The 14,442-nt window shown below is 65.2% G+C and carries 12 protein-coding genes; all 12 read right to left on the reverse strand.

Annotated elements, in window-relative coordinates:
• Positions 1-159 precede the first annotated feature (159 nt).
• Positions 160-903 (reverse strand): ABC transporter ATP-binding protein, encoded by a 744-nt coding sequence (locus CNE_RS17615; protein ID WP_013958399.1) that lies wholly within the window; start codon positions 901-903, stop codon positions 160-162.
• 9 nt (positions 904-912) lie between these two features.
• The gene (locus CNE_RS17620; RefSeq protein WP_013958400.1) at positions 913-2,754 is read right to left on the reverse strand and encodes a branched-chain amino acid ABC transporter ATP-binding protein/permease; all 1,842 of its coding nucleotides are present in this window, start codon (positions 2,752-2,754) and stop codon (positions 913-915) included.
• Between the two features lie 3 nt (positions 2,755-2,757).
• Positions 2,758-3,810, reverse strand: coding sequence for a branched-chain amino acid ABC transporter permease (locus CNE_RS17625; RefSeq protein ID WP_013958401.1), 1,053 nt, complete (start codon positions 3,808-3,810; stop codon positions 2,758-2,760).
• Positions 3,811-4,360: 550 nt separating this feature from the next.
• Entirely contained in the window at positions 4,361-5,512 is a 1,152-nt protein-coding gene (locus CNE_RS17630) for an ABC transporter substrate-binding protein (protein ID WP_013958402.1), read from the reverse strand.
• A gap of 286 nt (positions 5,513-5,798) precedes the next feature.
• A complete protein-coding gene (locus tag CNE_RS17635; RefSeq protein ID WP_013958403.1) occupies positions 5,799-6,560 on the reverse strand; it encodes a sulfite exporter TauE/SafE family protein in 762 nt (253 codons plus the stop codon).
• Positions 6,561-6,629: 69 nt separating this feature from the next.
• Entirely contained in the window at positions 6,630-7,166 is a 537-nt protein-coding gene (locus CNE_RS17640; RefSeq protein WP_238553019.1) for a hypothetical protein, read from the reverse strand.
• Between the two features lie 329 nt (positions 7,167-7,495).
• Positions 7,496-8,551, reverse strand: coding sequence for a branched-chain amino acid ABC transporter permease (locus CNE_RS17645; protein WP_013958405.1), 1,056 nt, complete (start codon positions 8,549-8,551; stop codon positions 7,496-7,498).
• Positions 8,551-9,435, reverse strand: a complete 885-nt coding sequence (locus CNE_RS17650) for a branched-chain amino acid ABC transporter permease (RefSeq protein WP_013958406.1) — start codon at positions 9,433-9,435, stop codon at positions 8,551-8,553. Before CNE_RS17650 ends, CNE_RS17645 begins: the two co-directional genes overlap by 1 nt.
• A 164-nt stretch (positions 9,436-9,599) precedes the next feature.
• Complete coding sequence (locus CNE_RS17655; protein WP_013958407.1) at positions 9,600-10,808, reverse strand: ABC transporter substrate-binding protein; 1,209 nt, start codon at positions 10,806-10,808, stop codon at positions 9,600-9,602.
• Positions 10,809-10,882: 74 nt separating this feature from the next.
• Positions 10,883-11,608 (reverse strand): ABC transporter ATP-binding protein, encoded by a 726-nt coding sequence (locus CNE_RS17660; RefSeq protein ID WP_013952151.1) that lies wholly within the window; start codon positions 11,606-11,608, stop codon positions 10,883-10,885.
• 17 nt (positions 11,609-11,625) lie between these two features.
• On the reverse strand, positions 11,626-12,402 hold the full coding sequence (locus CNE_RS17665) for an ABC transporter ATP-binding protein (RefSeq protein ID WP_013958408.1): 777 nt from the start codon (positions 12,400-12,402) through the stop codon (positions 11,626-11,628).
• Positions 12,403-12,755: 353 nt separating this feature from the next.
• Positions 12,756-14,423 carry a GMC family oxidoreductase gene (locus tag CNE_RS17670; protein ID WP_041228243.1) on the reverse strand — a complete coding sequence of 556 codons (1,668 nt, stop codon included), beginning with the start codon at positions 14,421-14,423 and terminating at the stop codon, positions 12,756-12,758.
• Positions 14,424-14,442 lie beyond the last annotated feature (19 nt).

Genomic DNA, 14,442 nt, shown 5'->3' on the forward strand with positions numbered 1-14,442 from the left:
AATCATTCCAATAGATACTGGCGTACCTACATCAGCGCACCGGTGCCGACACCCGTCCGAAGCGCCTCGGAATTGGGTTATCCCCAAAGTTATTCACACCACCAATAGAAAAGGGCCTGCATCCGCAGGCCCTCATTCCTCTGGCGAAAACCGAGCGGATCAAGCCGCCTTTTTTGCCAATCCAAGATATGTTTCGATCACCTTCGGATTCGCCGCCAACTCGTCGGCCGGCCCTTCCATCGCCATATCGCCGGTCTCGATCACATAGCCGTAGTCCGCCACCTGCAGCGCGGCGCGTGCGTTCTGCTCGATCAGCAGCGTGGCCACGCCGGTCTGGCGCAGGTTGCTGATGATGTGGAAGATCTCCTTCACGATCAGCGGTGCCAGGCCAAGGCTGGGCTCGTCCAGCATCAGCAACTGCGGCTTGGCCATCAGCGCGCGGCCCACCGCAAGCATCTGGCGCTCGCCGCCGGAGAGCGTGCCGGCGTCCTGGCGGGCGCGCTCGCGCAGGCGCGGGAACAGGTCGTAGACCACGTCCATCTGGTCCAGGTAGTTCTTCTCGCCGGCGCGCTTGCGGCGGAAGGCCCCCAGCTGCAGGTTGTCCTCCACCGTCATCGACGCGAACAGCTCGCGCTTCTCCGGGACCAGGCACATGCCGCGCGCAACGCGCCCCTCCACCGGAATGCCGGCCATGTCGTGGCCGAGGTAGCTCACCGAACCGTTCGACGACCCCGTCACCGGCAGCGCACCCATGATCGCATTGAGCATGGTCGACTTGCCGGCGCCATTGGGGCCGATCACCGTGACGATCTTGCCGGCCTCCACCTTCAGGTTGGCGCCGTGCACCGCTTCCACCTTGCCGTAGCGGACGTGGAGGTCCTTCACTTCGAGAATCAGGCTCATGTCCGGTCCTTACTCCACGCCACCCAGATAGGCTTCCAGCACCGCGGGGTTCTTCTGCACTTCCTCAGGCACGCCCTCGGCAATGCGCGTGCCGAATTCCATCACCACCAGCCGGTCGGTCAGGTTCATCACGAAGTCCATGTCGTGCTCGACCAGCAGCACGCTCATGCCCTCGCCCTTGAGCTTGCGCAGCAGCTCGGCCAGCGCCTGCTTCTCCTTGTAGCGCAGACCCGCTGCCGGCTCGTCCAGCAACAGCAGCGCCGGGTCGCAGCACAGTGCACGCGCGATTTCAAGAATCCGCTGCTGGCCCAGCGCGAGGCTGCCTGCTTCCATATACATGCAATCGGCCAGGCCCACGCGCTCAAGCTGGCGCTTCGCTTCGAACAGCAGCTTCTCTTCCTCGGCCTTGTTCATGCGCAGGATCGCGGCCGAGACGCCGCCCTGTGCGCGGAAATCGCCGCGCAGGTGCGCGCCGATGGCCACGTTCTCCAGCACCGTCATGGTCGGCAGCAGGTGCACGTGCTGGAAGGTGCGGCCGATGCCGCGCTTGACGATCTCGCGCGACGGCAGGCCCGATATCACTTCACCACGGTAACGCACCTCCCCGCGCGTGACCGGCAGCACGCCCGTCACCAGGTTGAAGGTGGTGGACTTGCCGGCACCATTGGGACCGATCAGCCCGATGATCTCGCCCGCGCGCACCTGGAAGCTGACATCGTTCACCGCTACCAGCCCGCCGAACTCCTTGCGCGCAGCGCGAACATCCAGGATCAGTTCGCCGGCGTCGGGCTTCTGGCGCACGGCCAGGGCCTCGGCCTGCGCCGGCGCCAGTACCGGCGGACCCGAAGGAACCAGATGCCGCAGGAACGGCCAGATGCCATCGCGCGCGTATTGCAGCAGCAATACCAGCAGCACGCCGAAGACGATGATCTCGAAGTTGCCATTGGCACCGAGCAACTTGGGCAGCACGCCCTGCAGCACATCCTTCAGGATGGTCAGGATGCCCGCGCCCAGCACCGCGCCCCACACATGGCCCACGCCGCCGACCACGGCCATGAACAGGTACTCGATGCCGTAGTTCAGGCCAAACGGCGTCGGGTTCACCGCGCGCTGCAGGTGCGCGTACAGGAAGCCCGACACGCACGCCAGCACTGCCGCCACTACGAAGATCACCACCTTCATCCACGCGGTGTTCACACCCATGGCCTCGGCCATCACGCCGCCGCCCTTGAGCGCGCGGATGGCGCGGCCCGGGCGCGAGTTCAGTAGGTTCTGCATCGCCAGCACGGCCAGCAGCACTACCGCCCAGATCAGGTAGAACATCGAGCGGCCCGACTGCAGTTCGATGCCGAAGAACGACAGCACCGGGATCCCGTTCAGGCCGTCATACTTGCCCAGGAACTCCAGGTTGCCGAACAGGAAGAACAGCGACAGGCCCCAGGCAATGGTCGCCAGCGGCAGGTAGTGGCCAGACATGCGCATCGTGATCAGCCCGATCACATAGGCCGATGCCATCGTGATCACCAGCCCCACCAGCAGCCCGAACCACGGCGACAGCCCGAACTGCGTGGTCAGGTACGCAGTGCTGTATGCGCCCAGCCCCACGAACGCCGCCTGCCCGAACGAGGTCATGCCGCCCACCCCGGTCAGCAGCACCAGCCCGATCGCGACGATGCTGTACAGGCCGATGTAATTGCCCAGCGTGATCCAGAACTCCGGCGTCGGCAGCGCCGGCAGCAACACCAGCACCACAATGAAAGCCAGCACCAGGACCCGGTTGCGGTTCAGCCGCGCACGGCTGCCTGCCTCGGCACTGGTCACCGCCGCCTGCTTGTCGGTCAGCATGGTCATGGCTTATTCCTCCTCCTCGACATGCTTGCTCGTCAGCGAGCGCCACAGCAGCACCGGAATGATCAGTGTGAAGACGATGACCTCCTTGAACGCGCTGGCCCAGAAGGACGAATAGGATTCGAGCAGCCCCACCAGCAGCGCACCCAGCGCCGCCACGGGGTAGCTCACCAGCCCGCCGACGATGGCGCCGACAAAGCCCTTCAGGCCCACCAGGAAGCCCGACTCGTAGTACACGGTGGTCAGCGGCGCGATCAGGATGCCGCACAGCGCACCCATCGCCGCGGCCAGCGTGAACGACAGCCGCCCCGCCTGCGTGGTGCCGATGCCGACCAGGCGCGCACCCAGCCGGTTCACCGCGGTCGCGCGCAGCGCCTTGCCCTGCAGCGTGCGCTCGAAATAGAAGTACAGCGCGCCGATCAGCAGCGCCGACACGCCCACGATCCACAGGCTCTGGCCCGAGATGCTGAGCGCCCCCACGTCGAAGCGCGCGTCCGAGAACGCATTGGTGCGCGAGCCCTCCGCGCCGAACATCACCAGGCCCAGCCCCACCAGCGCAAAGTGCACGCCGACCGAGACGATCAGCAGCACCAGCGTGCTGGCTTCGGCCAGCGGCTGGTAGGCGAGCCGGTACAACATCGGCCCCAGCGGGATGATGATCAGCAGCGTCAGCGCGATCTGCGCCAGCATCGGCAGCGGCTGCGCGCCATACTGCTGCGCCAGCCAGTGCACCGCGAGCGGGAATACCAGGTACTTGCCGGCCAGCACCGCCAGCCGCTGGCCCAGCGTGCGGCGCAACTCAGCGCTGCGCAGCACCGCGACGGTTTCATAGACGAAGGTCAGCGCCCCCATCGCCAACAGCAGCCAGCTGGTCTGCGGCGCGTGCCCGGCCTGCATCGCCGCCAGCGTCAGCGCACCGTAGGCAACAAACTCCCCTTGCGGGATGAAGATGACCCGGGTCACCGAGAACACCAGCACCAGGGCCAGCGCCAGCAGCGCGTAGATCGCGCCCGAGGTGATGCCGTCCTGGGCCAGGATGGCAGCGATTGATAAGTCCATTGTCTCCCCGTCTTTTGGAAATACCTGCCTGCATCATATGGGGGCCGACAGGGTGCTATGCGCTTTGGGATTTACGCAATAGTAAACGGATTGTCCATTGTGGAAGTACAGGACAAGCCCTAACGAGAGGCGTGTGGCGGGCGTGGGCTGTCCAGCGATATCGCATCAACGCCTTCGGCTGCGCTCCGCGCAAGCGCCCAATGCCGTCAGCGCATTTTGGGTCTGCGTAGCAGCCGTAGGCCTCCCGCGATGCCGTTAGCAGCAGGCGGCCTACACCCTGCATGGGGATCGTTCAATAGTGGGTTAACGCAGGCACTGCGCCACACTCACATGGCGCAGCAGGGTCGAACGGGCAACCACGCCCCAACGGCAAGCACCACCGTGCGAACGACCAACGCCCTGGAATTGATTGCCAGCCGCATAGGCGACGCGTTTTTTGGTCACTTTTTGTCGCTCGGACAAAAAGTGACTCGCCGGCTACGCCGGCGAAACAGCAGCGCTTGCCACGAGCGACACCCAACCGCATAGCACCACGCCGCCCCCCCAACCGTCACTTAGTCAGCAACTTCCACTTCCCATCAACAATCTGCACCATCACCCGCGCCCGCTGATCGAAGCCAAGGTGGTCGGTAGCACTCATGTTCATGATCCCATGCGACACCGGCAGATTCTTGGTCTGCTCCATCGCCTCCCGCAACGCCTTACGGAATTCCTTGCTACCCGGCTGACCCTTCTTCAGCGCCTCGGGAATGGCATGCTGCAAGATCAGCCCCGCATCCCAGGCATGACCGCCGAAGGTCGAGACCTGGCCGCCGAAGGCCTTCTCATAAGCAGTCTTGTAGGACATGGCCGGTTTCTTCACCGGATTGCTGTCCGGCAATTGCTCAGCCACCAGCAGCGGTCCAGCCGGCAGGAAGGTGCCTTCGCAATCCTTGCCGCACACACGCAGGAAGTCGGCATTGGCCACGCCATGGGTCTGGTAGATCTTGCCCTTGTAGCCACGCTCCTTGAGCGTCTTGGCCGGCAGCGCCGCGGGCGTACCCGAGCCTGCGATCAGCACGGCGTCGGCGTTGGCGCTCATCATCTTCAGCACCTGGCCGGTGACCGAGGTATCGGTACGGGCAAAGCGCTCGTTGGCGACCACCTTGATCTTGCGCAGCTCCGCCACCTTGGCAAATTCCTGCGCCCAGCTGTCGCCATAGGCGTCCGCGAAGCCGATGAAGGCCACCGTCTTCACGTTGTTGTTGGTCATGTGCTCGGCAATGGCGGTCGCCATGTGCGAGTCATTCTGCGGCGTCTTGAAAACCCAGGCGCGCTTGGCGTCCATCGGCTCGATGATGCGGGCCGAGGCGGCCATGGTGATCATCGGCGTCTCGTTCTCGGCCACCACGTCAACCATCGCCAGCGAGTTTGGCGTCACGGTGGAACCCACCACCACGTCGACCTTGTCTTCGCTGATCAGCTTGCGGGTGTTCTTGACCGCGGTGGTGGTGTCGGAGGCATCGTCCAGCACGATGTACTCGATCTTCTTGCCCGCGATTTCCTTGGGCATCAGCGTGAAGGTGTTCTTCTCCGGAATACCCAGCGATGCCGCCGGACCCGTCGCCGACACCGTCACCCCGACCTTGACCTGTGCCTGGGCTGCACCGGCAACCAGGCTCGCCGCAGCGATTGCCAGCAGGCTGGCGCGCTTGAAATCCATCTTGTCTCCTTCGGTTCCTGAAACGGAAAGGCATCCGTCCGGCGTCCACCGGCGGATGCCCGTTCTTGGATCGACCCCTCGGGTCAACGCAGGCACATCGCCGGCACCTGCGCTACAACCAGGAACGACGCGAGGCCGCTCCCCAATTTCCCCGTCCGCACCACTCCCCCGGATAGGCGCGCTCCGGCTATTCACCGACCGATCGGTCGGGAATGCGGATCGAGTCTAGCACAGCGACCTAGTGCGAAAAGGGAGGATTAACCCGCATCGCGCGCGCCGCCTGCCGTCAGCGCAGGAACGCGTCCCAGGCGGTCTTCAGGATCAGCGCGCTCACCACCACGATAAACACCTTGCGCACGAAGGCGCTGCCGTGGCGCAGGGCCAGCTTGCTGCCCACCTGGCTGCCGGCGATGTTGGCCACTGCCATCACCAGGCCCAGTTGCCACCAGACATGGCCCTTGCTGGCCAGCAACAGCAGCGCCGCCAGGTTGGTGGCAAGGTTGACCACCTTGGTCGAGGCCGCCGCGTGCAGGAAGTCATAGCCGAACACCCGCACGAACGCGATCATCAGGAAGCTGCCGGTGCCCGGGCCAAACACGCCGTCATAGAAGCCGATGGCAGCCCCAGCCAGCAGCGCCGCGACGCGCTCGCGCGACCCCGACAACGTCGGCGCATGTTCCGTGCCCAGGTCCCTCTTGGCCACGGTGTAGACCAGCAACACCACCAGCACGAACGGCAGCGCCTTGCGCAGCGGCTCCGCCGGGATCCTGGTCAGCGCCCAGGCACCGGCCATCGAGAAGATAAGGGCCGCCACCACCGCGGGCGCGGTCGCGCCCCAGTAGATGCGCACGCTGCGGCCGTAGCGCAGCGCCGCGTTGGCGGTGCCCGCGATCGAGCCCATCTTGTTGGTGCCCAGCAGCGTGGCCGGCGCGATATTGGGATAGGCCGAGAACATTGCCGGGATCTGTACCAGGCCGCCGCCGCCGGCGACCGCGTCGATCAGGCCGGCGAGAAAGGCGGCAACCGCCAGGAATGCGAATTCCGTCATTGCAGGAAGCAGGGAAGCGAAAAGGGAAAGATCGGAGGAGATCGGTGCGGGCAGCCGGGCGGCGCCGGTTCAGCCCAGCACCTTGGCCGCCGGCACCAAACTGCGGTGCCACATGCCGTTGCCATGCGGGCTGAAGCCCGGCGGCGCGCCGCCATGCCCTGCCACCAGCCCCGGCGCCAGCAGCGCGTGGCGGATACCGTGGGCGCGGCCCCAGTCGGCCAGCGTGGCGCAGCAGGCCTCAAGGCAGGCACGGCGGGACCCGCCGTCCAGCCCGGGCCGTACCCACCATTCGATGCCGCAGGCGGCCAGCCCGGCAAGCTCCAGGCTCGGGAGCAGCGCCACCGGCAGGCACGCCAGCAGATTATGTGGAGCCTGCGCCTCGCCCACCAGCAGGCAGATGCCGCGACCGGACTGGGCCAGCAGGTCGTCCAGCATCAGCCGGCGCGCGCGGGCGGCGGGCACCGGCAGTGGCTGCACCGTATCCAGCCAGGCCTCCAGCATGGCTGCGTCGGCACCCAGCCCGAGGCGTACCAAGCCCTGCGGCGCGGGTGCGTGAGGACGATCCGGAACGGCTGGGGAGTCAGGGGAATCAGGGATGGCAGGCATGGCGGGCAGCGAGAGCGCCCGCATTGTCGCATGTGGAGGATAGCCAGGTGACGCCGATGCGGCCTGGATGCCCCATGATGGGGCGAAAGCGCCACAGGAGGCGTTGGGAAGCGCAAATGAAAAAAGCGTTGCCGAGGATCACCCGGCAACGCCCTTTATTTATAACGCTGCTACCCGACACCGGGTGCGCGCCTGTCGTCTCCTCGCTTCCGCCTCCATTTAACCTGCGAAAACCGTATATGGAATGTAACGAAGCGGTGCATCGAGGACAAGCTAGAAAAAACCCTAGCCCCAGAATCGGGCATGTCGACCCGCAGTCACTCCTGCATTTACTCCCGCTTGCCCGAGTGGCCCCCGAAGCGCGCCAGCAGTTCGCCCATGATGCCACGGCGGAAAGTCAGCACGCAGATCACGAAGATCACACCGGTCACCATTGTCACCGACTCGCCCAGCGTGCCGAACCAGGAGATGCCGGTGACCGACGCCAGGAAGTTGCCGATATCGCCCAGCTTGTTCTCCAGCGCGACCACCACGAAGGCACCGACAATCGGGCCCGACAATGTGCCCAGGCCGCCGACCAGCGTCATCAGGATGACCGAGCCCGACATCGACCAGTGCACGTCGGTCAGCGTCTCGAAGCCCAGCACCAGCGCCTTGATCGAGCCGGCCAGCCCCGACAGCGCCGCCGACAGCACGAAGGCGGTCAGCTTGAAGCGGTCGACGTCATAGCCCAGCGAGATCGCGCGCGGCTCGTTCTCCTTGATCGCCTTCAGGATCTGCCCGAACGGCGAATGCACCGTGCGCACGATCAGCGCAAAGGCGGCCACAATGATCGCCAGCGCGACGTAGTACAGCGTCAGGTCGTCCGACAGCGGCAGCAGCCCGAACAGCTTGCCGCGCGGGATGCCCTGCAGGCCGTCCTCGCCGCCGGTGAACGGCGCCTGCAGGCAGATAAAGAACAGCATCTGCGCCAGCGCCAGCGTGATCATCGAGAAGTAGATGCCCTGCCGGCGGATGGCCAGCGAGCCCACCACGTAGCCGATCAGCGCGCCCGCACCGGTGCCCAGGATCAGGCCGATTTCCGGGGTCACGCCCCAGACCTTCATGGCATGGCCGGCGGCATAGCCAGCGCCGCCGAAAAAGGCCGCATGGCCGAACGACAGTAGTCCGGTATAGCCGATCAGCAGGTTGAAGGCGCACGCAAACAGCGCAAAGCACAGCACCTTGAGCACGAACACCGGATACGCACCGGCCAGCGGCGCGGCCACCAGTGCCAGCAGCAGCAATCCGTACAACAGTTTCTTCTGCACGCCTTGTCCCTTTCCTGCGTTGCCCGCGTTGGCCGCCACCGTGGATGGCGTCGATGATGTGGAGGGTGTGCTCATCACTTCTCCTTCCCGAACAGCCCGGCCGGGCGCAGCAGCAGCACGATCACCATGATGAAGAACACCACGGTCGACGACGCTTCCGGATAGAACACCTTGGTCAGCCCCTCGACCACGCCCAGCCCCAGGCCGGTCAGGATCGAACCCATGATCGAACCCATGCCGCCGATCACCACCACCGCGAACACAATAATGATCAGGTTCTGCCCCATCAGCGGCGAGATCTGGATCACCGGCGCCGCCAGCACGCCCGCGAACGCGGCCAGCGCGACGCCGAAGCCGTAGGTCAGCGTCACCATCAGCGGCACGTTGACGCCGAAGGCCTCGACCATCTTGGGGTTCTCGGTGCCGGCGCGCAGGTAGGCGCCCAGCTTGGTCTTCTCGATCACGTACCAGGTGGCGAAGCACACCACCAGCGACGCCACCACGACCCACGCGCGGTAGTTGGGCAGAATCATGAAGCCCAGGTCGGTCGCGCCCTGCAGCGCGTCCGGCGTCGAGTACGGCAGCCCGGAGACGCCGTAGATCGAGCGGAAGATGCCCTCGACCACCAGCGTGATGCCCAGCGTCAGCAGCAGGCCGTAGATATGGTCGAGCTTGTAGATCCAGCGCAGCATGGTCTTCTCGATCACCACGCCCAGCGCGGCGACGACCAGCGGCGACAGCAGCAGCATGATCCAGTAGTTCAGCCCGGCGTACTCCATGCCCATCCAGGCCAGCACCGCGCCCAGCATGAAGAGCGCGCCGTGCGCGAAATTGATGACGTTGAGCAGGCCGAAGATAACCGCCAGGCCCAGGCTCAGCATCGCATAGAAGGCGCCGTTGACCAGCCCCAGCAAGAGCTGGGAAAGCATGGCCGGCAAGGGGATTCCGAAGATGTCCATCGCGGAGTGCCGTTGATACCGCCGTTGTATGGCGGGGATTGCTGCGGTTGGTGCCAGGTAATGCGAACGCTGCGGCGAACACCGTTGGCGAACACCGCAGCAAGGAACCGCGTCCGATGCCGGTGGCACGCAGGTGGCGCGCCGCCGGCGGATCTCACATCAGCTTATTTCTTCAGCATTGCGCACTTCGACTCGGCCACCGTGGTAAAGGCCTGGTCGCCCGGGATGGTCGCGACCACCTTCAGGTAGTCCCACGGCTTCTTCGACTCTGCCGCGGACTTCACCTGCATCAGGTACATGTCGTGGATGCCCCGGCCGTCCTGGCGGATATAACCCTTGGTGTAGAAGTCGTTGATCTTCATCTTCTTGAGTTCAGCCATGACCTTGTCCGGATCGTCGGTCTTGGCTGCTTCCACCGCCTTCAGGTAGGTGCTGGCCGCCGAGTAGTCCGCCGCCTGCAGGCTGCTCGGCATCTTCTTCATCTTGCCGAAGAAGCGGTTGGCGAACTTGCGGGTGTCGTCGTTCATGTCCCAGTACCAGCTGTCTGTCATCAGCAGGCCTTCGGTGTTCTTCAGCCCGAGGCTGTGCACATCGTTGATGAACATCAGCAGGCCAGCGATCTTCATCGACTTGGTAATGCCGAATTCCTTGGCCGCCTTGATCGCGTTGATGGTGTCGCCGCCGGCGTTGGCCAGGCCCAGGATCTGCGCCTTGGACGACTGCGCCTGCAGCAGGAACGACGAGAAGTCCGATGCCGACAGCGGATGGCGCACCTGGCCCGCCACCGAGCCGCCGTTGGCCTTGACCACGGCCGCGGTGTCGCTTTCCAGCGAATGGCCGAAGGCGTAGTCGGCGGTCAGGAAGAACCACGACTTGCCGCCTTGCTTGACCACCGCGCTGCCGGTGCCCTTGGCCAGCGCCACGGTGTCATAGGCGTAGTGCACCGTGTACGGCGAGCACTCTTCGTTGGTCAGGCGCGCCGTGCCGGCGCCGATGTTGATGTAGACGCGCTTCTTCTCTGAGGCCACCTTGTTCATGGCCAGCGCGGTGCCGGAGTTGGTGCCGCCCAGCAGCATGTCCAGGCCCTGCTGGTCCATCCATTCGCGCGCCTTCGAGGCGGCGATGTCGGCCTTGTTCTGGTGGTCGGCCGAGACGATTTCGATGGGCTTGCCCAGCACCTTGCCGCCGCGGTCCTCGACCGCCATCTTGATGGCTTCCAGGCCGCCGGGGCCGTCGATGTCGGCGTACAGGCCCGACATGTCGGTGATATAGCCGATCTTCACGGTGTCGCCGGACACCTGGGCAACGGCGCTGAAGGAAACCGCACCCATGGCAATGGCAGCCATCGCGGCCGCGAGCCGAGTCTTTTTCATCTCTATGTCTCCTGATTTGCGGCGGCGTGCGCGCCACCCGTTCCTGCCAAACATCAACCCATGATCCGTGCGGATCAGACCCCGAGCAGTTCGTGCAGCACCGGCATCTTGGCCTGCAGCTCATTGGCCGCGAAGCGCTCGACGATGCTGCCGTGCTCCATCACGTAGAAGCGGTCCGCCAACGGCGCGGCGAAGCGGAAGTTCTGCTCCACCATCACCACCGTGTACCCCTTCTGCTTGAGCATCAGGATCATGCGCGCAAGCGCCTGCACGATCACCGGTGCCAATCCTTCCGAGATTTCATCGAGCAGCAGCAGGTTGGCGCCGGTGCGCAGGATGCGCCCGACCGCCAGCATCTGCTGCTCACCGCCGGAAAGACGCGTGCCCTGGCTCTGGCGGCGCTCCTTCAGGTTCGGGAACATCTCGTAGATATCGGTCTCGCTCATGCCCTTGCTGGTGTCGGCGCCCTTCAGCACCGGCGGCAGCATCAGGTTCTCTTCGCATGAGAGGCTGGAGAAGATCGCCCGTTCTTCGGGGCAATAGCCAATGCCGTAGTGCGCGATCTTGTGCGTGGGCAGGCTGATGGTCTCGTGGCCATTGACCTTGATCGAGCCCTTGCGCGTGCCGGTCAGTCCCATGATCGCGCGCAGCGTGGTGGTGCGGCCAGCGCCGTTGCGGCCCAGCAGCGTGACCACTTCGCCGCGGTTCACGGTCAGGTCCACGCCGTGCAGGATGTGCGATTCGCCGTACCAGGCGTGCAGGTCCCTGATCTCGAGCGCGGGTGTGTTGGATGTCGTCATCTCATTGGTCTCCCGGCTCAGTGCGCGCCCTGCAGTTCCGCGTCGACGGTGCCCATGTAGGCCTCCATCACGCGCGGATCCTTCGAGACTTCCGCATACGGCCCTTCGGCCAGGATCGCGCCACGCTGCAGCACGGTGATCTTGTCGGCGATCGACGAGACCACGCTCATGTTGTGCTCCACCATCAGGATGGTGCGGCCCGCCGAAACCTTCTTGATCAGCTGCGTGACGCGGTCCACGTCTTCGTGGCCCATGCCCTGCGTGGGTTCGTCGAGCAGCATCAGCTCGGGCTCCATTGCCAGCGTGGTGGCAATCTCCAGCGCGCGCTTGCGGCCGTATGGAAGGTTCACCGTCAGCGTCTGCGCGAACTCGGTCAGGCCGACCTGTTCGAGCAGCTCCATGGCGCGGTCATTGAGCACGTCCAGCGAGCGCTCGCTGCGCCAGAACTGGTACGCCGTGCCGAGCTGCCGCTGCAGCCCGATGCGCACGTTCTCCATCACCGTCAGGTGCGGAAATACCGCCGAGATCTGGAACGAACGGATCACGCCGCGCCGCGCGATCTGCGCGGGCTTTTCACGGGTGATGTCGATGCCGTTGAAAAGGATGGTGCCGGTGGTCGGCTCCAGGAACTTGGTGAGCAGGTTGAAGCAAGTCGTCTTGCCGGCGCCGTTGGGGCCGATCAAGGCATGGATCGACCCGCGGCGTACCCGCAGGTTGACGTCGCTCACCGCCGTGAACCCCTTGAACTCCTTGGTGAGGTTCCGCGTTTCCAGGATGGTTTCCTGCTGGTTCATGTCTCCTGCCCGCCCTCTTGCTGAACTGCCGGGGTGATGCCCGGCACTGACAATGGTCCGAACCGGCCTTGTAGGCCCTTGCTGCCGCTTGTTCCGTCAGGCTGGCCATGGTTGCGGCCCGGCCTGCGGCTTTCTGTTTTGGTGCGGGGCGGCTCCCGCGCAGGTTGCGGCGATGGCTTCGATGTGCTGCCGACGCACCCTGTGAGGCGTCTATTGTGTGCGCCTGTTGCATCGCAAAACATCGGGGTTTGCACTATGAAACATGAACCAAGTGTCAGTTTTTTTGCGATCGCACATGAGCAGGATGCGCCACTTGATCACGACCCCGCCCGCGACCAAGTGGCGCGCTCATGTCAGGCGCCTGCAGCGGCTGCCGCCGGCGCTGATTGCACCAATACTTCTGCCGCGGCCAGGCCCTGCCGGCGGTCTTCGCGGATCAGGTCGCTGGCGCGCTCGGCGATCATGATGGTCGGCGAATTGGTGTTGCCCGACGTGATCAGCGGCATCACCGAGGCATCGACCACGCGCAGGCCGTCGATGCCCAGCACGCGCAGGCGATGGTCGACCACGGCCATCGGGTCGTCGGCGCGGCCCATCTTGCAGGTGCCCACCGGATGGAAGATGGTGGTGCCGATATTGCCGGCCGCTTCGGCCAGCTGTTCGTCGGTCTGGAATGCCGGACCCGGCAGCCATTCCTCGGGCTGGTACGGCGCCAGCGCCGGCGACGCCACGATACGGCGCGTGAGCCGGATGGAGTCGGCCGCGACTTTCCGATCCTCGTCGGTCGCCAGGTAATTGGGCGCGATCACCGGCGCCTGGCGGAAATCCGCGCTGCCGATATGCACGCTGCCGCGCGAGGTCGGCCGCAGGTTGCAGGCACTCGCGGTAAAGGCATTGAACGCATGCAGCGGGTCGCCGAACTTGTCCAGCGACAAGGGCTGCACGTGGTACTCCACGTTCGGCCGCGCCTGAGCCAGGTCAGAGCGCGCAAAGGCGCCCAGCTGCGACGGCGCCATGCTCATCGGACCGCTCTGGTTGAAGGCGTACTGCACGCCGATGCAGAACTTGCCCCACAGGCTCGCGGCGCGCGTGTTGAGCGTGCGCACGCCGCTGACCTTCACCACGGAGCGCAGCTGCAGGTGGTCCTGCAGGTTCTCGCCCACGCCGGGCAGCGCATGGCGCACCGGGATACCGAGCGCCTGCAGGCGCTCGGCCTGGCCGATGCCCGACAGTTCCAGCAGCTGCGGCGTATTGACCGCGCCCGCGGCCAGGATCACTTCCTGCCTGGCCACCGCAGTCTGCGCCCGGCCGCCGCCGATATAGTTCACGCCAGTGCAGCGGCGCCCGTCGAAGGTCAGCCCGCTCACCTGCGCCCCGGTGACGATGGTCAGGTTGGGACGCTCAGACGCACGCCGCAGGAAGGCCTTGGCCGTGTTCCAGCGGATGCCGCGGCGCTGGTTCACTTCGAAATAGCCGACGCCGAAGTTGTCGCCGCGGTTGAAATCCTCTGTGCGCGGAATCCCCGCCTCTTCGGCGGCATCAGCAAAGCGCTCCAGGATGTCCCAGCGCAGGCGCTGGCCTTCCACGCGCCATTCGCCGCCGGCGCCATGGAATTCGCTCGGGCCGCGGTGGTGGTCCTCGCTGCGCTTGAACAGCGGCAGCACATTGTCCCAGCGCCAGCCATCGTCGCCGGTCAGCCGCGCCCACGCGTCATAATCCTCGCGCTGGCCGCGCATATAGATCATGCCGTTGATCGACGAGCAACCGCCCAGCACGCGCCCGCGCGGATAGCCCAGCGAGCGGCCGTTCAGCCCGGCCTCGGCCTCGGTGCGATAGAGCCAGTCGGTGCGCGGGTTGCCGATGCAGTACAGGTAGCCCACCGGGATATGGATCCAGTGGTAGTCGTCCTTGCCGCCGGCCTCCAGCAGCAACACGTTGACGTCCGCATCCTGCGTCAGGCGGTTCGCCAGGACACAGCCGGCTGAACCGGCCCCCACGATGATGTAGTCGAATGTCTCCATCGCTGTTCTTGTCATCATC

The organism is Cupriavidus necator N-1, assembly GCF_000219215.1.
Lineage (GTDB): Bacteria > Pseudomonadota > Gammaproteobacteria > Burkholderiales > Burkholderiaceae > Cupriavidus > Cupriavidus necator.

Coding starts and splice junctions, on each gene's coding strand:
- CNE_RS17630 (WP_013958402.1), bottom strand. CDS start 5,512: ATGGATTTCAAGCGCGCCAGCCTGCTGGCAATCGCTGCGGCGAGCCTG.
- CNE_RS17645 (WP_013958405.1), bottom strand. CDS start 8,551: ATGAGCACACCCTCCACATCATCGACGCCATCCACGGTGGCGGCCAAC.
- CNE_RS17670 (WP_041228243.1), bottom strand. CDS start 14,423: ATGGAGACATTCGACTACATCATCGTGGGGGCCGGTTCAGCCGGCTGT.
- CNE_RS17615 (WP_013958399.1), bottom strand. CDS start 903: ATGAGCCTGATTCTCGAAGTGAAGGACCTCCACGTCCGCTACGGCAAG.
- CNE_RS17665 (WP_013958408.1), bottom strand. CDS start 12,402: ATGAACCAGCAGGAAACCATCCTGGAAACGCGGAACCTCACCAAGGAG.
- CNE_RS17655 (WP_013958407.1), bottom strand. CDS start 10,808: ATGAAAAAGACTCGGCTCGCGGCCGCGATGGCTGCCATTGCCATGGGT.
- CNE_RS17620 (WP_013958400.1), bottom strand. CDS start 2,754: ATGACCATGCTGACCGACAAGCAGGCGGCGGTGACCAGTGCCGAGGCA.
- CNE_RS17635 (WP_013958403.1), bottom strand. CDS start 6,560: ATGACGGAATTCGCATTCCTGGCGGTTGCCGCCTTTCTCGCCGGCCTG.
- CNE_RS17650 (WP_013958406.1), bottom strand. CDS start 9,435: ATGGACATCTTCGGAATCCCCTTGCCGGCCATGCTTTCCCAGCTCTTG.
- CNE_RS17640 (WP_238553019.1), bottom strand. CDS start 7,166: ATGCCTGCCATCCCTGATTCCCCTGACTCCCCAGCCGTTCCGGATCGT.
- CNE_RS17625 (WP_013958401.1), bottom strand. CDS start 3,810: ATGGACTTATCAATCGCTGCCATCCTGGCCCAGGACGGCATCACCTCG.
- CNE_RS17660 (WP_013952151.1), bottom strand. CDS start 11,608: ATGACGACATCCAACACACCCGCGCTCGAGATCAGGGACCTGCACGCC.